Consider the following 19,429-nt stretch of genomic DNA (forward strand, 5'->3'; position numbering starts at 1 on the left):
CATAGCCGTACAGGCACAGGACCAGAACTATGTCAGGACTACCGTATACAAGACCAAGGTATGGGACACCATACCCACGCCGACCGCAACACAGGCAACCGTCCAAACCACCTTCCTGGACGGACTGGGCAGGCCAATACAGCAGCGCGCCCACAGGCAGTCCGGCACTGGTACTGACCTTGTTACCCATTTTGCCTATGATACCTTCGGAAGGCAGGCAAAGGAATACCTGCCCTATCCGACACAGTCAGCCTCACTGGACTACGATTCCGGAGCAGAAGCCGATGCGCTAGCCTATTACGGGAATCCGTCCGCTCCATCAGCAGTGGCAGAGGCCACGGCCAACCCCTACAGCGAAAAGCTCTTCGAGAACTCGCACTTGAACCGCGTGCTCAAACAGGCCGCTCCCGGCAACCCGTGGGCAATGGGCTCTGGACATGAGGTAAAGATGGGCTACGATACCAATACGGAAACCGACCAGGTAAAAATGTACACGGCGAACGCCACTTGGAATACTACATCCGAAATCTACGACGTGTCGCTGACATCGGGCAGCTATGCGCCGGGACAGCTTTACAAGAATGTCACCAAGAACGAGAACTGGACTTCGGGGTTTGACAACACCATTGAGGAATACACCGACAAGGAAGGACGTATTGTCCTGAAAAGGACTTATGAGTCAGATATAAGTCATGACACCTACTACGTCTATGACCAGTTCGGGAACCTTTCCTATGTATTTCCTCCATTGGCAGACAACCCGGCCACTCAATTGGACGACCTGTGTTACCAGTACAAATACGACCACCGCAACAGGCTGGCCGAAAAGAAACTTCCCGGCAGGGAATGGCAGCTTATGGTCTACGACAGACTGGATCGCATAGTGGCAACCGGCCCTACGCCTTCCCCTTTCACCGGCATGCTAAAGGGCTGGGTGATTACCAAATACGACCCGCTGGGGAGGGTGGCCTATACCGGATGGTATCAGAATACCAATGCGCATACACGCCAGCATATTCAGAATACCTTCAATTCCTGGCCCAGCCAGTGGGAAACGAGGGCTGCCTTGCAGTCGGTCGACAATGTCGTTGTGGACTACACCAACAATTCCTTTCCGACAAGCGGCCTAAGGGTACTCACCGTCAACTGGTATGACGACTATTCCTATCCTGGAGCACCAAAAAACTTTGATCCTATCGAAGGCCTGACGACCTATTACAATAATACGGTAAAACCACAAGGCCTCCTTACCGGTACGTGGACAAGGGTACTACATGAAACCAGGCCTCCTTCAGCAGAACAAACTCATACATTCTATGACATGAAAGGAAGGCCTATAAGTGTCAGAACGATGAATTATCTCAGAGGCCATACCATAATTGACAGCAAACTCGACTTTACAGGTAAGGCAGAATATACCGTCACAAGGCACAAGAGATCTTCAACCGCAACAGAATTAGCCATACGCGAGGACTTTGCTTACGATCTTCAGGACAGGCTCCTCTCCCATACTCACAAGATAGATAGCCGACCAGCAGAACTGCTCTCTCTAAACAGTTACGACGGATTGGGAAAGCTCATGTCAAAAAAGACCGGAGGCAACGACATCGCAGGGAATAGCTTCTACCAGAAGACCGACTATACCTATAACGTGAGGGGCTGGCTAAAGGGGATCAACGATGCAGACAACCTGAACCCTTCCAGTGATCCTGAAGACCTTTTTGCCTTCACCATCGATTACAACCTGCCCATAGCCGCTCAGCCGCTCTTTAACGGAAACATTGCCGAGACCGGATGGAAAACCGCAAGTGACAACAAGCTTCGTAAATACGCCTACGCATACGATGCGCTGAACAGACTCTCCAGCGCTACCTATATCAAGCAAGGGCTCATGACGGGGGCCTACAACGAGTCCGTACAGTATGACAAGAATGGAAACATTACCGGACTCCAGCGAAACGGGGATCTGGATTCCGAATCCGGTGCCTATATCCAGATTGACGACCTGAAATACACCTTCCTTTCAGGAAACCAGCTTCTTAAGATAAGAGACAACAGCCTGCATCCGGCAGGGTTCAGAGATGGGATAGATCAGAGCGCAGAATACAAGTACGACATCTATGGCAACATAATGACGGACGACAACAAAGGCATCGTTGTAACTTACAACCATATGAATCTTCCCATACAAATATCTTTCAGGACAGGACAAATAATTAACTATCTTTACGATGCGTCAGGAAAGAAACTGAAAAAGACCATTGTCTCAGGAACGGAAACAACCACTACTGACTACCTTTCAGGTTTCCAGTACATAAACGGAACGCTCGACCTTTTCCCTACTGCGGAAGGCTACGTGAAATACCTGCCTACCACAACGGATACCGAGGCATATTTCAACTACGCGTTCAACTATACCGACCATCTGGGCAACATCAGGCTGAGCTACGGGATGGACAAGGAAAAGGGAAGGCTATACATACTGGAAGAGAACCATTACTATCCTTTCGGGATGAAACACGAAAAGTACAACTCGGACAGGTTTGAGTATGTGCAGATTGATAGCGGTGGCCAATATCCCGTCGGGATAGAACCAATTTCTCCGCAAGCAAGAAAGTCGTACCAATATAAGTACAATGGCAAGGAGTTCCAAGACGAGTTGGGACTTAACCTGTACGACTACGGGGCCAGGAATTATGACCCTGCGATTGGTAGGTGGATGAATATTGACCCGCTGGCGGAAGTTTCCAGACGATGGTCGCCTTATAGCTATTGCTATAACAATCCTATAGTGTTTGTTGACCCTGATGGGATGTATGCAACTCCACCAGATTGGTATTTAGATGCAAAAACTGGCAATGTATTGGGACAAGATGGTGCCTCAACAAATAATGTCAGAGTTATTTATAAAGATGATTGGGAAAATACCGTATCAGCCAACGGAGGCAGTATAACAGCTCAGGCTACATCAGAATTACAAAGCAAAAGCGGGTTGGTAACTGTTAACTCTAATAAGATACAATCAGATGTTAATACAATAAATAGTCAAACAATAAATGACCAATCTAAAGAAAGACAGGTTTTAATTGGATTAAATGTTGATGAAAGTGGAGATTATCCCACAGCAGAACTTACGTCTGTAATAGGTCCTGAAGGAACCGCTGGTCAAAATCACGTAGAGACGGGCATCACCAACAGGTACAGTGACCCTGAACAAACAGAATTAAGTTCAAGCAAATTTGAAGGAACAAATTTACGACCAATTGCACAAGCTCATACTCATAATAAGGTAACTGAAAAAAACAAAGTCAATGCCCCTACAACATCTGATGTAGACAAGCAATCTAGTATATTACAAAAGATAACACGATATGCTATTGATTCTTGGACAGGAAATACTCCTGGAGGAAATGCCATTCATAGAGTTACGGGTAATGGAGTCCAAACAAATAATATTGGAACTACACAAAATTTTAATATGGGTCAAGATGCTTTAGAAAAACACCTTAAACAATAATTCAATCAATATGTTATGAAAAAGATAGGTTATATATTTTTATTCTCTCTCTTCGTAAGTTGTTCAACACAAAAACAGATTTTTAACGGAAGAGATTATTCGAAAGGAATTGTCTATGTCTTACCTGGAAATGTTCAAAAGCTTTTGAGCAATAAAAAAGTTAAGGATGTTAAAAACATTTATTTTGTTTTGCAAAAAACTGAAGATATGAAATTTAGAATTTATCAAGTAGATTATAATATCCCTGATAAATGGATTCAAAATTCTAATAGATATGTTGCAATAGTAGGAGAATTATATCCACTACTTCTTGATTTTGATGAGTATTTTGCTAATACCGAAACTGCTGAAGAATTTTTGGCTGATTACAAAGCTGGTATTTATCAACGTACTCAAAAAAGCAAATCACTTCATAATCTTTATCATATCGATTTTACAATAAAAGGGGATGTATTATATGAGGGTTACTAAGCAATTGATAATGTATTAAATTAGAGTATGGGAAACCAGTATAAATAATAAAAAGACAAGCTAAATAGCTTGTCTTTTTATTCTAAAATTGTAGGTCTTGTTTGAAATAAAAAGTAAAAAATACTACGATTATCTGATTGTAACAGGGCTTAGGGCCGACCACCCCTGCAAAAACCTCACAATCAAAAAGAACCACAACCCAGCAATTCAATTACAGGATTTATTTAGTAGCGAAGAATTACAAATGCTAATGAATCGGAAAAACCGTTACTGGTTTTTGCAAACCGAAACAACGTTCTTATAAGCCTGTTAATTTACCAAGGCTTGACCAGTGAAGAAATCTTAAATCTTGAACTAATGGACGTGGACTTGGATAACGGTACTGTCTACATCAAGGCCTCGAAGAACCTCAACCGCAGGACACTTGAGCTGACACCAAAGCAGATGATACCTATTAAGAGCTACATTGATGAAATCAGGCCCGAAATGCTGATGTGCCAAACCAATAAGCTACTATTAAACAAACTAGGAAAGCCGATTTAAAAAAATTAACGAATTAATTATTCACATTTTATTTATCACTTGCCACCCATTATTGGGTGGCTTTTATTTATAAATCAAAAATCAAATTTTTTAGGTGTAAACTTCAATATACGAACCAAAATTTCTATTCTAAAGCCTCTTTACACTATGAGTTTAAACAAAGTAGCCAATCTCTTATTTTTTATTGCCTTACTATTTAGCTTTTCATGTCGGGAAATAGTTGAAAAACCTACAATTGAAATTTTTACTCTCAAATCAAGTGATTTAAACATTGAAATTTCATATGACTCAATATAAAAAGAATTCCTTTATGCTCCAAAATTCAATGTAACACAAGATTTATTAAATGAAAAACCTTTAATTACAGATAAAGAAATCTTGTGTTTAGACACTATCTCAGGAAAAATAGAATTAACAGCAGAAGCTATTAATAAAATCGTAGACCTTAAATCTTCTATGAAACATGGTATAAAGTTCGTCATTTGTCAAGATAAAGAACCACTATCTACAGGGTATTTTTGGAGCAGTCTTTCTTCTTACGGCAGTACTTGGAACTGTATAGAATACAATCATAGTAAAAAGGTTTCCAGTTCGACTAAACTGAATATCTATATGGGCAATGGAATGAATTTTTCTAAGCGTGCATTTTAAAATAAAAATTGTGTTTCACTAATGAACTATAAAACACAATTTAAAAAGAAGATAGTTTTATCAAAATCGTTGGCTACCATGTAAATTCGGAATTGCAAAACTAAAATTTAAAACGCCGGACAATGATCCGGCGTTTTTGTTCTTACAAAAATAAAGACATTTATATCAATTTATATAAAAGAGAATCCGTATCAATCTTGCGGATTCCATAAACCACTTGCCGCAATCTCTTTTACATATTCTGAAAAATCTTTTGGTTTTCGCCCTAAGGCTTCCTCAATTCCATTACTCACAGAAGCATTTCTTCCGTCTAATACCTCAGTAAAGAGATATGTTGATAAATCGATATATTCTTTCGGAATTTGATAGGCTGTCATCTGTGCTACATATTCTTCCGTTGAAGGCTGTTCATAAACAATTGGCCGACCAACAGCCTCAGCAATCTCAGCAATTGCTTCCTTAAAACTCAGCAATCTGGAACCTGTGACTTCATAAAGCTTTCCATCGTGTCCTTCTTCAGTAAGTGATGCGACAACTACATCTGCAATATCATCTGCATCAATAAATGGCTCTTTGACATCTCCTACAGGCAAAGAAACATAACCTTGCAGAATAGGCTCCAGGAAAAAGCTTTCGCTAAAATTCTGGTTGAACCAGCTGGCTCTTACAATAGTCCATTTCAAACCGCTTTCCATGATGATTTTCTCGCATACTTCAGCTTCTTTTTCACCTCGACCCGAAAGAAGTACCAGCTTTTCAACGCCAGCTTCTTTTGCCAGTGCTGAAAGCAACCGTATCGCATCATCTGAACCTTCCACAGCCAAATCCGGCTGAAAAGTAATATATATGCTGCTGATGTCTTTCAATACTTCTTTCCAATTTTCTGAATGCTCCCAATCAAATTTAGGAACCATTGAACGGGAACCTTTCCTGACAGGCAAGTTCTTTTTTTCCAATCGCTCTACTACACGGCTTCCGGTTTTTCCGTTAGCACCCAATACTAAAATCTGTTTTGTTTCCATTATGTTTCTGTTTTTTTAGACAAAACTAGCTATCAGAAAAACCTTAAAATAGAACAGAACCGACAGCCATACTTTTTTTGTAAATTAGCTTGGCCTAAAAAACAAATCCATGACCCAACGCGATATCGCAAAATTTCGGATGCTTGCACAGCAGATTGCCAAACCGGAACTAAAATCGGCTCCAGAAATGGTGGCTTATTTTGGAGCTATTCAAGGACAGGAATATGCCCAGACAAAATGGTCGCTTGGCTTACGGATGCCACATTTGACGGATGCCGATATTGAAAAAGACCTCAACGAAGGCCGAATTTTAAGAACGCACCTTTTGCGGCCTACCTGGCATTTTGTAGCTCCGGAAGATATCCGGTGGATGTTGATGCTAACAGGCCCAAGAGTAGAAGCCATAAATGCTTATATGTACCGAAAGATGGAACTGGACAATGCGACTTTCAATCAATGCAACACCATCATGCAGCGTGCTCTTGAAGGTGGAAAACATCTGACTCGCGAAGCATTGAGCCAGGAATTTCTCAAAAACAACATTCAGGCTGACGGTACGCGTTTAGTTTGCATCATGATGAAGGCAGAACTTGAAGGGCTAATCTGTAGTGGCGCCAGACAAGGCAATCAGTTTACGTATGCGTTGCTGGAAGAAAGGGTTTCGCCTGTCAGCAAAAAAGAACGGGATGAAGCTCTGGCTGAACTTTCCCAACGCTATTTCATCAGCCATGGACCCGCAACCGCCAAAGATTTTTCGACCTGGTCCGGATTGAGCCTGACCGACTGTAAAAAGGGAATCGAAATGGTCAAAACCCATCTGGCAGAAGAAAAAATAGAATCCGAAACCTATTATTTTTCTCCAAAACTAAATCTTGACACCGCAACTTTCGGGCAACTGCAACTGCTTCCTATTTATGACGAAATGATTATGGGCTATAAAAACAGGGAGGCTTTGATGCAATACCGAAATACTGTACAACCCGGAAAAAGACTCCGATATGACAACACGCTTTTATTTGACGGACAGGTTATTGGTTCCTGGAGAAGAAAAATAAAACCAAAAGTAATCGATCTGGAATATGAATTTCTGGAACAGCCGGACAAAAAGCAAGAATCCGAATTTGAAAAGGCTTTACTTCGGTTTGAAAAATTTTATGAACTACCCATTAATACAATTAATAACTCCCAATAAACTTATGAAATCCTTTTTAACCCTTTTATTTTCCTTTGCCATTACACTTTCTTTTGCACAAAAAGCGAGTCCGAAAACCGAACCTTTTGTTTTGGGCAGAATTGAAAAAATCAATTCAAAGGTTTTGAATGAAACCCGAACCCTGAACATCTATATTCCGGACAGTTACAATAAAAATCCGAAAACGGCTTACCCGGTTATTTACCTTTTGGACGGTTCTGCCAACGAAGATTTTATACATGTCACCGGACTTGTGCAGTTCCTGACCATGATTCAGAAAATGCCCGAATCGATTATTGTTGGAATCGCCAACGTCGACAGGAAAAGAGATTTTACATTTCCGACAACGAACGTTCAGGACAAAAAAGACTTCCCTACTACCGGCCATTCTGAAAAGTTCCTGAGTTTTGTTGAAAAAGAACTGCTTCCTTACGTCAAAAAACACTACCGCACCAGCACCGCTACAATTGCCGGACAATCACTAGGCGGGCTTTTTGTAACAGAAACACTTCTTAAAAAACCGGAACTTTTTGATAATTATATTATCATTAGCCCAAGCCTTTGGTGGGACGATGAATCCTTACTACGTAAAGCTCCGGAATTATTAGAAAAAAAGAGAAACAAAAAAATTCAGGTGTTTGTAGCCGTTGGTTCTGAAGGACAACAAATGGAAGACGATGCGTTCCAACTTTCGGAAATTCTGGCAAAATCAAAAGACAATCTGGTTTCTTCCTTCGCAAAAATGACAGAAGAAAATCATCTTACGATACTGCACAATTCACTTTACAAAGCATTGGAAGCAATAAATAAAACGCAATAAACAATTATATTTACCACTATGTACACTCCACCGCACTACAAAAATGAAAATATTGACGAAGTCCGGGAATTTATCAAAGCCAACAGCTTTGGCATACTGGTCAGTCAGACAAAAGGCAGATTGTGGGGAACGCATATCCCAATGGAACTGGACTTTGACGAACACGGCAATACTTTTTTATACAGCCATATTTCCAAAGCCAATCCACAATGGGAAAGTTTTGCAGATGGCGAAGAAGTATTGGCAATCTTCCACGGACCACACAGTTATGTCTCTTCTTCATGGTACCAGAAAGAAGATGTGCCAACCTGGAATTACATTGCAGTACATGTTTACGGAAAAGTCGAGATTATTGAAGGCAAGGAATTGATGGATTCGCTGAAAAAGCTCGTTGACACCTACGAGCACAGCTCAGAACATCCGGTTTCTGTAGAGAATCTCTCCGAAAAAACGATGCGGCAGGTTAACGGAATTGTAGGCTTCAAAATTGCCGTTTCTGAAATTCAGGCAACCTATAAATTATCCCAAACCCGAAAAGAAACTGACTTCCATACGATTGTCAACCAATTGGAAAACAGTTCTGATTTTATGTCAAAAGCCACGGCCAAAGCCATGAAACAATCCAGAGAAAAAGAATAATCCCGCAAGTTTCGGGTTTTAATACGCCAAAGCCTCCGATAACTTTGTATCATAAATTTCAAAGAAATGAATGAGCAAGAACACATCAATTATATCCGGATTGCAGAAGCTATCGAATATATCCGGGAAAATTTCAAGGACCAGCCTAATCTCGATGACGTAGCGGCAAAGGTACACCTGAGTCCTTTTCATTTTCAACGCCTTTTTACGGAATGGGCGGGCGTTAGCCCCAAAAAATTCCTGCAATACATTAGCGTTGAACATGCCAAACATATGCTAAAAGAAAAGGAAGCAACGCTGTTTGACGCTGCCTACGAAACCGGACTGTCAGGAACCGGAAGACTGCACGACCTTTTTATCAAAATTGAAGGAATGACGCCCGGAGAATTTAAAAACGGTGGCGAAAACCTTTCCATCAATTATAGCTATGCCGAAAGTCCGTTTGGCAATATTATAGTAGCTTCAACACCAAAAGGAATCTGTTATATGGCTTTTTCAGAAAATGAAGACCAGTCGTTTTCAGACCTGAAAAGTCATTTCCCTAATGCCGCAATTAAGCAAAAGCTGGACCTCATACAGCAAAATGCCCTGTATATTTTCACACACGACTGGGACAAACTCCACCAGGTAAAATTGCACCTGAAAGGAACCGATTTCCAGTTGAAAGTTTGGGAAACCCTGTTGAAAATTCCAATGGGCGATTTATCGACCTATGGTAAGATTGCCGAAAAAATTCAGAAACCAAGAGCATCACGGGCTGTCGGAACGGCCATTGGCAGCAACCCGGTAGCCTTTCTGATTCCTTGCCATCGTGTTATCCAGTCCAGTGGAAATTTTGGAGGCTATATGTGGGGCAATACCCGAAAAACAGCCATTATTGGATGGGAAGCCGCACAATTACTTTCTCCAAAACTATAAGCCATGGAAAACATACACGAAAAATTTACAGCGCTTGATTGGGCTGCATTTAACGATGAAATGAACGAAAAAGGATATGCCATCATTCCTAAGCTGATTACAGAAAGGCAATGTGATGAACTCGTAAAAAATTACGACAATCCTTCCGGCTATCGGAAAACTGTGGTTATGGAACGCTACCGTTTTGGATTGGGAGAATATAAATATTTTAATTATCCGCTTCCGGACCTGATTCAGGGCATCCGTGAAAACCTGTATCCAAAACTAGCACCAATTGCCAATTTGTGGATGAAGGTACTGAACATAAATTCCCGTTTCCCTGCCGATTTTCATGAATTGCAGGCACTTTGCCATACCAACAAACAGTTAAAACCAACGGTGCTGATTCTGAAATATGGTAAGGGCGGATACAACACACTGCATCAGGATTTATATGGAGATATCTTTTTCCCGATGCAGACCGTACTTTTTTTAGACAATCCGGATGAAGATTATACCGGTGGCGAATTCGTACTGACGCAACAAACGCCAAAAGCACAATCCAAAGCAATTGTACTCAAACCAAAAAAAGGTGACGCATTAGTATTCACAACCAATTTCCGACCTGTAAAAGGTTCCAAAGGTTATTACCGCATTAATATGAAACATGGCGTAAGCGAACTGCATTCCGGAAAACGGCATACGCTAGGTATTATTTTTCACGATGCCCTAAGCTGATTATGATAGCACACGAACACATTACAGATGCCTTGCTTCGCAGAAAAATAATACGGAAGGAAATCCTGTTGGGAGGAAATAAGAAGTTGAAAATTTACGGTAACTTGCGTTGTCAATCCGGAAAAAGAATGCTGCGGAAAAACAGGGTTTTCTTCATCTCTGAAGAAGAAGCCTTACAAAACGGCTACAGGCCTTGCGGACACTGCCTCTCGGAAAAATATAAAATCTGGAAAACCAATAACAGTAATGGATTTATTTAATACTGACATCACGGCTAATCTGCTGCCTTATGACGGAACCGTAATCTACTACGGAAAGGTGATGAGTCATGCCCGGGCACAATTTTATCTGGAAAAATTGCTTAAAGACATCGAATGGAAAAATGACGAGGCCGTTATTTTCGGAAAGCTCATCATAACCAAAAGAAAAGTGGCCTGGTATGGGGACAGCGATTATCTGTATACCTATTCCAATACGACCAAACAAGCGTTGCCGTGGACTAAAGAACTCTTGGAATTAAAAAAATTGGCCGAAGAGATTTCAGGAACTTCCTTTAATTCCTGCCTGCTGAACCTCTATCATGACGGAAACGAAGGTATGGCCTATCATAGCGACGATGAAAAATCTTTGGGCAAAAATACGACCATCGCTTCCCTCAGTTTTGGCGCCGAACGAAAATTCTCATTCAAACACAAACAAACAAAAGATAGTGTTTCCGTACTATTGGAGCATGGCAGCCTGCTCGTTATGAAAGATGAAACGCAAAGTCATTGGCTGCATCGCCTGCCACCCTCAAAAAAAGTAACACGGCCAAGAGTCAACCTGACCTTCAGGACCATTGTTTTATAGCAGAAAAGGATATTTAATTATGAAAAAACTTCTTTAAGTACCTCCAATGATTTTGGTTTCTTAAAGCCATCCAGATGGAAACTGTAATAATCAAGGATAATCTTGAGTAGTTGTTGCCTCTCCTTTCCGTTAAAAACCTGCTGGTTACTGTCAAAACGCAAGGCAAGCAATTTTCTGAAAAGCATGGTCTCCTGTACAGAAAGGCAGGACAAAGATTGAAAAGGTGTAAAAATGCCTTCCGTCATTTCAAAAAAGGCATAATCATTAGTCGAAGCATCCGGATAAAAACCCAGGAATTTGGTAATTTCCAAAAGCAGTATCAGGTGGAAATTGGCAATCTCATCATGGCTGTCAAGCCATAAAAGGGCTGTTTCCAGAAAATGAAAAAGGTCTTCATTGTTCTCCTCTTCCCGTATGCTATGATGTAGCATTTCTGAAAGGAAAATAATGATTGTGCTTTTTACAATATCAACATGTATGGTGTGGTAGGCCGCAAAAAGCTTGATTTCTCTAAAACTTTCCAGCGTTCCCTTATTTTTATGCACCGCTTCAATCTCCAGTAGGTTCAGCGGTTGGAAATAGGCTATTTTCTGTTTGTTGTTTTTGCCTGAAAAGGCATTGTGAACGAAATAAGATTTTAATCCGTCTGTTTCAGTAAAACATTTCACAATCAGGCTTTTTTCCTGATACTTGAGGGCACTGATGACAATGGCTTTCGTCTTGACAAGCATTTTGCAATTGCGAATTTATCTGATTATCATGACTTTTTTGACCTTGGTTTCAGACCCGTCTTTGGAAGAAATAAATACCATATACACTCCGGAAGCTACCCTGTATTTTCCAAAAGCTTTGGTATCCCATTCAATAGTTCCTCCTTCTGAAGTAGTTTCATAAACGAGATTACCTTCAATATCGGTGATTTTAATATTGGCATCGTTAATCAGGCCGCTTATCTTCACCGTTCCCGTAAATTCCGGGCGCACCGGGTTCGGATAGATATATACCTGAGAAAGGTCGTCATTGCCTTTGGTAGAAGTACCCTGAAAAGAAACAAGACCTGCCGTAGTGGCAAAAAACACTTCGCCGGTCACAGCATTAATATCGATATCATTAATGGAATTGCTTGGCAGAGGTGAATTTTCTCTTGTAAATCTGTGAATGGTCTGCTGTCCGTTAGAAGATACCAGGAAAACACCGGAATCTGCAGTTCCTATCCATTTGTTATTGGCTCCGTCAACTACTATATCCGTAATAAACTGCTCATAAAGCAATTCCTGTGGAAGTCCGTCTTCAATGATGATAATCGGGTTGGTTTCCAAATCGCTTTCTCCCATAAAACGGTCAACGCTTGGCAGAACTCTCAAACCTTGCATCGTACCAATCCAAAGCTGGTTTCTGTTATCAAGCGCTACCGCAATCGCGTTTTTTATAAGCGGATTTCCGGCATCTTCCTGCGAAGCTGCCAACCTGAATTTGGTTGCGGCATTTTCATTAAAACCGATAACTCCGTTTAGGGAAGACACAAACCATTTTGTTCCGTTTTTATCAATTGCCATACGTCCATAATCCTGCTCTAAATAACCGGTTGCGAAACCATCAATAGAATAGGACTGCCACGAACCATTGGTTTTCAAAACTTTTATGGCATTTTCAACCCTTGAATTATTAAACCACAAATTGCCTGACCTGTCAAATCCGGCACCATTAATACGCACTGATTTATAATTGGGGTCTGGTCCAAAGAAAAGCGATTCCGGCCCGTTTTGGGTGGTGTGGTCATATTTTGCCACGACTACATCATTTTCTACTTTTAGTAATCCGGAATGGAAAGAACTGATATACAGCTGGTTTTCATTAGACGGATTTATGGTTATCCTTGAAAGCGAATGGGCCTGCAGAACATCCTCATATGGAATATTCAACCAACCATTTTCTGAAAACTTACTAATGCCGTTACTGCTCACATCCGGAACATAAAACACATTATATCCTCCATACACCGCCCAAAGTTTTCCGGTAGGCGTGGTCTGAATTGCAAAAATATTGTTCTTTGCAGGACCATCAGGTTTGATTACCAGAAACGTAGCCGTATTGGTAACCTCTGTTGAGATAATACCGTTTTCTTTCGTACCAATATAAATTGTCCCGTCAATGACGGTCGCGCAATTGAACGCAGCAGTCATTTCAGGAATACTGCTACTGACTATATGCGCTGTCTGTGAAAAGTTTTCATTGTAGGTATAAACATGATTAAGCGTGGTAGCAATCAGGTTATTTTGGTAAGACCTTAAATCTATTCCGGGTTGCATCAGATTGGTCACAGTCGCAAAAGCAGTTCCGGTATGTCTTGCAACTCTATTGGCACTTATCCCTACAATCTGGTTATTATGTGTCACGATTCCTGTCCATATTCCGCTATCAAAAGTCTGCCATTGGTTAAAATCATTAAGATTCGGATTGGACAAATCGGCTCTCCTGATACCGCTTTCTGCGGTTGCCACATAAATAAAATTGTTTAAAACCGTTGACTGATAGGCCTTCACTTCTTCACCTGCCGGGCCGAGCAGATAGGTATCGCCAAATCCAAGTGTGGCCAGATTGTACTGCACCACTCCAAAATCACAGGAAATGTATAATTTTCCTTCGTGTTCATAAAAATGGTTGATGCGTTTTCGGTTTGGCGTTAGTCCGGCCTGGTCACGGATTCCGGGCACAATTAAAATATGTCCGGTACTTTCTGTAAGTATAAGCATCAATCCGTTGGCGTGCCCAATAATCGTTTTATTAAAAGCCTGACTGTAATAAACCGCCGTAATATCCTGACCGGAAAGACCATTAATTGTGGTTACTGTCTTTAGCTCATTGGTTGCCAGATTTTTGGAAAACAAGCTTTTTTGTGTAGCACCTGTTATTCTTGTAGCTGATTCTGTCAGGTCGTTTACTTCATTATAGGAGAAATAGCCCTTCCATAACTGATTGTTCTGGGCAAAAGCGATTTGTATAAAAAAAGAAAAAAGAAAAATTAGGAATTGCTTTTTCATTATCGATTAGGAATTGCATACAAATATAATACAAACGGATATATTTCTCTTTTCATATATTTTATGCCTGAAACAGTTAAAAAAAATGCCCTCTTAACAGAAGGCATTTTTATAATGTTATGGATTTTTCGATTATACGACTCCTTGTGCCAGCATGGCATCGGCTACTTTCACAAAGCCTGCAATGTTTGCCCCTTTTACGTAATCTACATATCCGGTTCCGTCAGAACCATATTTTACGCATGATGTGTGGATGTCCAGCATAATTCTTTTTAATCTTTCGTCTACTTCTTCAGAAGTCCAGCTCAAACGCAATGAGTTTTGAGACATTTCAAGACCGGAAGTGGCTACTCCACCTGCATTGGATGCTTTACCCGGAGCAAAAAGAATTTTCGCTTTCTGGAAAACCTCAACAGCTTCAGGCGTTGAAGGCATGTTAGCACCTTCTGCTACACAAATACATCCGTTTGCTACTAATAATTTTGCTTCTTCTCCGTCCAATTCATTCTGGGTAGCACAAGGCAAAGCGATATCGCATTTTACTTCCCACGGACGTTTTCCGGCTACATATTTTGCGCCTGGATATTTTTTCGTGTACTCGCTGATTCTGGCATAGTCCACATTTTTAAGCTGCATTACATAAGCCAGTTTTTCAGCATCGATTCCATCCGCATCATAAATATAACCGGCAGAATCAGACAGGGTAACTACCTTACCTCCCAATTGCGTTGCTTTTTCTGCAGCATATTGTGCTACGTTTCCGGAACCGGAAACTACAACTGTTTTGCCTTCAAAGCTCTGTCCTTTGGTCTGAAGCATACTTTGTGCAAAATACACATCGCCATAACCCGTAGCCTCAGGACGGATAAGAGAACCCCCGAAAGAAATTCCTTTACCGGTCAAAACACCCGTAAATTCATTTCTAAGTCTTTTGTACTGACCAAACATATAACCCACTTCTCTTCCTCCAACACCAATATCACCCGCAGGAACGTCGGTATTATCACCAATATGCTTAGACAATTCCGTCATAAACGCCTGGCAGAATTTCATGATTTCGTTATCTGATTTTCCTTTTGGGTCAAAATCAGCGCCTCCTTTTCCACCACCCATTGGCAGTGTAGTCAGGCTGTTTTTAAATGTCTGCTCAAAAGCAAGGAATTTTAAGATGCTCAGGTTTACAGAAGGATGGAAACGGATACCTCCTTTGTAAGGTCCGATTGCTGAATTCATCTGGATTCTGTAGCCGCGGTTTACCTGAGTATTTCCGGCGTCATCCATCCAGACAACTCTGAACATGACAACACGCTCAGCTTCGACCATTCTTTCCAAAAGCATCTTGTTTTGGTATTTTTTATTTTCTTCGATAAAAGGAATTACAGTCTCTGCAACTTCTTTTACAGCCTGTAGAAATTCAGGCTCATTAGGATTTCTTGTAGCAACTGCTTCAACAAAAGAGTTAATACTTTCTGACATGATTATTAAGTAGTTATTAACGTTTTCAATGAAAACGTTTTCGTTTGATAGCACAAAGATACATCTTCTCCAAATACGTGAAGTTTTTTTTTTGATTATCAATAGATTTATTTTTTTATGAGAAAATCTCAAACAAATCTATTTTTAGCGGGGCGATTTTAGAGTTTTTATGATATTTTTTGAAGTAACAAACTATTTTTCTTTTTTTTTTATAAGTGCCTGATGTTTTTATATATTTGTCTCGAATTCTTTAAAAATTTGATTAGATGCCCAGAATCTATTTTTTAATTCTAGCATTAGCTTTTGGAGGGCTAAATGCTGCTTTTGCCCAATTTGGCTTTTCGCATGAAATTGGGGTAATCGTGGGTCCTGTAGCACTTCAATCAGACTATGGAGAGCGCCACGACTTAAGCACAAATGCTGGAAATACAGGAATTGGAGTTGGAATTATTCACTACCTTAATTTTTCTTATAAAGCAGAGTGTAACTGTTATGCTCGTGAGACGTTTTTTAACGACCACTTTAAAGTTAGAACCGAATTGTCCTATAGCAAGACCAACTTGCAGCACTTTGGAAAATGGGTTGATGACAGCAAAACCAGCGTTACCGCCCAACAGCTAAGAAATATGAGAGGAAGCACTGCGATTACCAATATCGGAATGCAGCTTGAATATTATCCGCTAAGTATCCGTGATTTTACGGCTTCTGACGGAAGCTGGGCACCTTTTATCAGCTTAGGAGCTCAATTCAGCCATTACAATCCGGAAGCAAAGTCTACAACCGGACCATTGACAATCATCAACACGCCTGTAAAATATCGTGATGCTTTCAAAAACGAATCCGGAACCGTATGGTCTGTCGTTTCCAGCGTTGGAACGCGATACAAACTGAATGAATTATCAGATTTGATGGTGGATTTGAGATTCCAGTATTATTTTTCTGACTGGGTTGACGGATTGCGACCAGACCCGGCTCGCTATTCGGAAAACAAAGCCAACGACTGGCTGGTTTGGCTAAACGTAGGTTATATCTACTATCTGAATTAAAATTATATCCTGAAATAAAAAAGTCCCGATTTTCATCGGGACTTTTATTTTTATTGCAATGCCTGTTTCAGGTCTTCAATGAGGTCATCGATATCTTCGATACCTACACTCAACCGCACAAGGTCATCTGAAATTCCTATTTCTTTTCTCTTATCTTCAGGAATTGAAGCATGTGTCATCAAAGCCGGATGATTTGCCAGCGATTCCACACCTCCCAAAGACTCTGCCAGGGTAAATACCTGCAACTTCTCCAGGAAACGGACTGCATCTTCTTTCTTACCTGATTCAAACGTAAAAGAAACCATACCTCCAAAACCATTCTTCATTTGCTTTTTGGCAATTTCGTGGAATGGATGTGACTCCAATCCCGGATAAAAAACGGTCTTTACTTTTGGGTGGCTGCTCAAAAACTCTGTAACCTTTGCTCCGTTCTCACAATGCCTTTGTACTCTTAAATGCAACGTTTTAATTCCTCTCAACACTAAAAAAGAATCCTGCGGACCCAATGTAGCACCTGTAGCAAATTGCTGGAAATGCAACTGTTCTGCCAAAGCCTCATCTTTTACGACCAAAGCACCGGCAATAACGTCGGAGTGTCCTCCAAGGTATTTTGTGGCTGAGTGCATTACGATATCTGCTCCCAAGTCCAATGGCTTTTGCAAATATGGAGTAGCAAAAGTATTATCGACAGCAAAAAGCAATTTGTGTTCTTTGGTTATTTTGGCAATCGCTTCGATATCGGCCAATTTCATCAAAGGATTGGTTGGTGTTTCCACCCATACCAACTTTGTATTTTCGTTGATTAACGATTTGAATTTCTCCAAATCATTCATATCTACAAAATGAAACTTAATGCCGGAATTTTTATAAATTCTCGTAAACATTCTGTAGGTTCCACCATACAAATCGTCCATGGCAATCACCTCATCTCCTGCCTGGAAAGACCTCAAAACGCAATCCGTTGCTGCTAATCCTGAAGAAAAGGCAAGACCTTTTGTTCCGTTTTCAATACTGGCCAACGCATTCTCCAAAGCCGTACGCGTTGGATTGGCTGCCCTGCTGTATTCATAATCTCCAACAGGCTGTCCCGGGCTTGACTGCACAAAGGTAGAAGTCTGGTAAACCGGCGGCATTACGGCACCCGTACTCGGGTCGTGATGTTGTCCGCCGTGTATCACTTTAGTGTTAAATTTCATATAAATGATTATTTATGTATCAATATTTTGGACAAATTTACCTTTTAATTTTATTCTAAAAACGCTATATTTATAAATAATTAACACAGCTGCCATGAAACGTCTCTTACTATTTATCGCAATACCGCTCGCTTTTGCAAGCTGTCAAAAAGACAAAAAAGAAAGTTCTGAACTGAAAACAGTTGATTTCCAATCTAAAACTTTTGAAAAGAAGACAACGCTGCCATGCAAGGGAGACCTTTGTGCCGAAGTAAAGATAACGGTTCCGGAAGCTTCAGCCGTTCCGGTAGTAGCAGACAGTATCAACAAGAAAATCTTCAATACGGTTCGTGGCATCGTCTATTTTGGCGAGAAACCCTACAACGGAAAGACTTATGAAGACATCATGACTTCCTTTATCAATTCTTATGAAGAGCTGAAAAAAGAATTTCCTGATGAAACTTTAGGCTGGGAAGCAAAAATAGAGGCCAAAGTAGATTATACTTCAGATAAGGTCTTAAACATCAAATTGCACCATTATACCTACACAGGCGGCGCCCATGGTTATGAAGGAAACCGTTCCCTGCTTTTCAATCCTGAAACCGGAAAAGAGTTGACACGAAAAGACTTCCTGAAAGACGAAGCAGGATTTAAGGCTCTTGCCGAAAAGGAGTTCCGAAAAAAATATAAGATTCCCGCAGGTGCGATAAACGCAACAGGACTGATGTTTGAAAACGAAGTATTTGAACTTCCGCAAAGTATTTTCTTTACACCAAAAGGACTGTTGTTATATTACAACACCTACGAAATTGCTTCTTATGCTGATGGCCCAAAAGAGTTATTACTGCCTTACGAACAGCTAAAAGACCATCTTCTTATCAAATAGCCTACACAAATTTGCGAATGCTCATCATCATCCCCAAATGCATGGCTTCGTGATAATAATTGTAAGCGATTGCGCCTTCTGCACTTCGGATTGTAAATCCCAGGTTGTTGGTGAATTCGTGGTATGTTTTAAAAATCTGGTTGTCAAAATCAGTTTGGGTCTGCTCAACGGTTACATAAAGCAATCGCTTTATTTCATTGATTTCTTCCTGCGTAGCATCAGCTTCCGGACGGGTTCCTTTTTGGTATCTGGAAATCATTTCGTCTGAAACCATCGTTGGAAGTCCGGACAATTTATAAACCAACAATTGCTGTACGACAATAATATGGCCAATATTCCAAATCAGGTTATTATTAAAACCTTGAGGAACTTTGTTTAATTGTTCAAGGGAATAGTTTTGCAGATAGTCTTCTAAAACTTTTCTGTTTTGCATAGTGATATTGAATGCTTCGTGCATGGTATTTAT

The 19,429-nt window shown here is 40.7% G+C and carries 18 protein-coding genes; 12 read left to right on the forward strand and 6 right to left on the reverse strand.

The features are described from left to right. The 3 genes from BGO88_RS06685 to BGO88_RS06695 form a co-directional block, all read left to right on the forward strand. Positions 1 to 3,517: DUF6443 domain-containing protein (locus BGO88_RS06685; RefSeq protein ID WP_286706377.1), on the forward strand; the 3,517-nt coding region annotated here is incomplete at its 5' end. A 15-nt stretch (positions 3,518 to 3,532) separates the two neighbouring features. Beyond that, a complete protein-coding gene (locus BGO88_RS06690) occupies positions 3,533 to 3,988 on the forward strand; it encodes a hypothetical protein (protein WP_286706378.1) in 456 nt (151 codons plus the stop codon). Positions 3,989 to 4,312: 324 nt separating this feature from the next. Beyond that, positions 4,313 to 4,531 (forward strand): site-specific integrase, encoded by a 219-nt coding sequence (locus tag BGO88_RS06695; protein ID WP_286706379.1) that lies wholly within the window; start codon positions 4,313 to 4,315, stop codon positions 4,529 to 4,531. 842 nt (positions 4,532 to 5,373) lie between these two features. Here the strand turns inward: BGO88_RS06695 and BGO88_RS06700 are convergent. Continuing rightward, positions 5,374 to 6,204, reverse strand: a complete 831-nt coding sequence (locus tag BGO88_RS06700) for an NmrA family NAD(P)-binding protein (RefSeq protein ID WP_286706380.1) — start codon at positions 6,202 to 6,204, stop codon at positions 5,374 to 5,376. A 109-nt stretch (positions 6,205 to 6,313) separates the two neighbouring features. Between BGO88_RS06700 and BGO88_RS06705 the strand changes: the two genes are divergently transcribed. From BGO88_RS06705 to BGO88_RS06735, 7 genes are all read left to right on the forward strand, one after another. After that, positions 6,314 to 7,396, forward strand: a complete 1,083-nt coding sequence (locus tag BGO88_RS06705) for a winged helix DNA-binding domain-containing protein (RefSeq protein ID WP_286706381.1) — start codon at positions 6,314 to 6,316, stop codon at positions 7,394 to 7,396. Between the two features lie 4 nt (positions 7,397 to 7,400). Continuing rightward, entirely contained in the window at positions 7,401 to 8,216 is an 816-nt protein-coding gene (locus BGO88_RS06710; RefSeq protein WP_286706382.1) for an alpha/beta hydrolase, read from the forward strand. 18 nt (positions 8,217 to 8,234) lie between these two features. Beyond that, positions 8,235 to 8,855 (forward strand): FMN-binding negative transcriptional regulator, encoded by a 621-nt coding sequence (locus BGO88_RS06715; RefSeq protein WP_286706383.1) that lies wholly within the window; start codon positions 8,235 to 8,237, stop codon positions 8,853 to 8,855. 66 nt (positions 8,856 to 8,921) lie between these two features. Further along, positions 8,922 to 9,773 carry a bifunctional helix-turn-helix domain-containing protein/methylated-DNA--[protein]-cysteine S-methyltransferase gene (locus tag BGO88_RS06720; protein WP_286706384.1) on the forward strand — a complete coding sequence of 284 codons (852 nt, stop codon included), beginning with the start codon at positions 8,922 to 8,924 and terminating at the stop codon, positions 9,771 to 9,773. A gap of 3 nt (positions 9,774 to 9,776) precedes the next feature. Next, positions 9,777 to 10,490 (forward strand): 2OG-Fe(II) oxygenase, encoded by a 714-nt coding sequence (locus tag BGO88_RS06725; protein ID WP_286706385.1) that lies wholly within the window; start codon positions 9,777 to 9,779, stop codon positions 10,488 to 10,490. A 2-nt stretch (positions 10,491 to 10,492) separates the two neighbouring features. Continuing rightward, a complete protein-coding gene (locus BGO88_RS06730; RefSeq protein ID WP_101471077.1) occupies positions 10,493 to 10,750 on the forward strand; it encodes an Ada metal-binding domain-containing protein in 258 nt (85 codons plus the stop codon). Beyond that, positions 10,737 to 11,339 (forward strand): alpha-ketoglutarate-dependent dioxygenase AlkB family protein, encoded by a 603-nt coding sequence (locus tag BGO88_RS06735; protein ID WP_277013547.1) that lies wholly within the window; start codon positions 10,737 to 10,739, stop codon positions 11,337 to 11,339. The genes BGO88_RS06730 and BGO88_RS06735 overlap by 14 nt, the downstream gene beginning before the upstream one ends. A 17-nt stretch (positions 11,340 to 11,356) precedes the next feature. On the opposite strand, the gene recO is transcribed toward BGO88_RS06735, so the two are convergent. The 3 genes from recO to gdhA form a co-directional block, all read right to left on the reverse strand. Further along, on the reverse strand, positions 11,357 to 12,070 hold the full coding sequence (recO, locus tag BGO88_RS06740) for a DNA repair protein RecO (protein ID WP_286706386.1): 714 nt from the start codon (positions 12,068 to 12,070) through the stop codon (positions 11,357 to 11,359). A 15-nt stretch (positions 12,071 to 12,085) separates the two neighbouring features. Then, on the reverse strand, positions 12,086 to 14,380 hold the full coding sequence (gene porZ / locus BGO88_RS06745; RefSeq protein ID WP_286706387.1) for a type IX secretion system anionic LPS delivery protein PorZ: 2,295 nt from the start codon (positions 14,378 to 14,380) through the stop codon (positions 12,086 to 12,088). Positions 14,381 to 14,512: 132 nt separating this feature from the next. Next, positions 14,513 to 15,856, reverse strand: coding sequence for an NADP-specific glutamate dehydrogenase (gene gdhA / locus BGO88_RS06750; RefSeq protein WP_273237519.1), 1,344 nt, complete (start codon positions 15,854 to 15,856; stop codon positions 14,513 to 14,515). Positions 15,857 to 16,122: 266 nt separating this feature from the next. Here gdhA and BGO88_RS06755 point away from each other — a divergent pair, with 266 nt between their 5' ends. Next, positions 16,123 to 16,902: a THC0290_0291 family protein gene (locus BGO88_RS06755; protein ID WP_056066803.1), complete on the forward strand. Its 780-nt coding sequence runs from the start codon at positions 16,123 to 16,125 to the stop codon at positions 16,900 to 16,902. A 50-nt stretch (positions 16,903 to 16,952) separates the two neighbouring features. Here BGO88_RS06755 and BGO88_RS06760 read toward each other — a convergent pair whose 3' ends face one another. Continuing rightward, positions 16,953 to 18,098: a cystathionine gamma-synthase gene (locus BGO88_RS06760; RefSeq protein WP_273237521.1), complete on the reverse strand. Its 1,146-nt coding sequence runs from the start codon at positions 18,096 to 18,098 to the stop codon at positions 16,953 to 16,955. Positions 18,099 to 18,192: 94 nt separating this feature from the next. On the opposite strand from BGO88_RS06760, the gene BGO88_RS06765 reads away from it, so the two are divergent. Then, on the forward strand, positions 18,193 to 18,963 hold the full coding sequence (locus tag BGO88_RS06765; protein WP_286706388.1) for a DUF3298 and DUF4163 domain-containing protein: 771 nt from the start codon (positions 18,193 to 18,195) through the stop codon (positions 18,961 to 18,963). 1 nt (position 18,964) lies between these two features. Here BGO88_RS06765 and BGO88_RS06770 read toward each other — a convergent pair whose 3' ends face one another. Beyond that, positions 18,965 to 19,420: a DinB family protein gene (locus tag BGO88_RS06770; RefSeq protein WP_286706389.1), complete on the reverse strand. Its 456-nt coding sequence runs from the start codon at positions 19,418 to 19,420 to the stop codon at positions 18,965 to 18,967. Between the last annotated feature and the right edge of the window lie 9 nt (positions 19,421 to 19,429).

The sequence above is a fragment of the Flavobacterium sp. 38-13 genome (assembly GCF_001899155.1).
Lineage (GTDB): Bacteria > Bacteroidota > Bacteroidia > Flavobacteriales > Flavobacteriaceae > Flavobacterium > Flavobacterium lindanitolerans.

Excerpts from the sequence above, each read along its gene's own strand:
- BGO88_RS06700 (WP_286706380.1), bottom strand. The coding sequence starts at position 6,204 with ATGGAAACAAAACAGATTTTAGTATTGGGTGCTAACGGAAAAACCGGA.
- BGO88_RS06730 (WP_101471077.1), top strand. The coding sequence starts at position 10,493 with ATGATAGCACACGAACACATTACAGATGCCTTGCTTCGCAGAAAAATA.
- BGO88_RS06725 (WP_286706385.1), top strand. The coding sequence starts at position 9,777 with ATGGAAAACATACACGAAAAATTTACAGCGCTTGATTGGGCTGCATTT.
- gdhA (WP_273237519.1), bottom strand. The coding sequence starts at position 15,856 with ATGTCAGAAAGTATTAACTCTTTTGTTGAAGCAGTTGCTACAAGAAAT.
- BGO88_RS06715 (WP_286706383.1), top strand. The coding sequence starts at position 8,235 with ATGTACACTCCACCGCACTACAAAAATGAAAATATTGACGAAGTCCGG.
- BGO88_RS06735 (WP_277013547.1), top strand. The coding sequence starts at position 10,737 with ATGGATTTATTTAATACTGACATCACGGCTAATCTGCTGCCTTATGAC.
- BGO88_RS06690 (WP_286706378.1), top strand. The coding sequence starts at position 3,533 with ATGAAAAAGATAGGTTATATATTTTTATTCTCTCTCTTCGTAAGTTGT.
- porZ (WP_286706387.1), bottom strand. The coding sequence starts at position 14,380 with ATGAAAAAGCAATTCCTAATTTTTCTTTTTTCTTTTTTTATACAAATC.
- BGO88_RS06755 (WP_056066803.1), top strand. The coding sequence starts at position 16,123 with ATGCCCAGAATCTATTTTTTAATTCTAGCATTAGCTTTTGGAGGGCTA.
- recO (WP_286706386.1), bottom strand. The coding sequence starts at position 12,070 with ATGCTTGTCAAGACGAAAGCCATTGTCATCAGTGCCCTCAAGTATCAG.
- BGO88_RS06710 (WP_286706382.1), top strand. The coding sequence starts at position 7,401 with ATGAAATCCTTTTTAACCCTTTTATTTTCCTTTGCCATTACACTTTCT.
- BGO88_RS06765 (WP_286706388.1), top strand. The coding sequence starts at position 18,193 with ATGAAACGTCTCTTACTATTTATCGCAATACCGCTCGCTTTTGCAAGC.
- BGO88_RS06770 (WP_286706389.1), bottom strand. The coding sequence starts at position 19,420 with ATGCACGAAGCATTCAATATCACTATGCAAAACAGAAAAGTTTTAGAA.
- BGO88_RS06720 (WP_286706384.1), top strand. The coding sequence starts at position 8,922 with ATGAATGAGCAAGAACACATCAATTATATCCGGATTGCAGAAGCTATC.
- BGO88_RS06760 (WP_273237521.1), bottom strand. The coding sequence starts at position 18,098 with ATGAAATTTAACACTAAAGTGATACACGGCGGACAACATCACGACCCG.
- BGO88_RS06705 (WP_286706381.1), top strand. The coding sequence starts at position 6,314 with ATGACCCAACGCGATATCGCAAAATTTCGGATGCTTGCACAGCAGATT.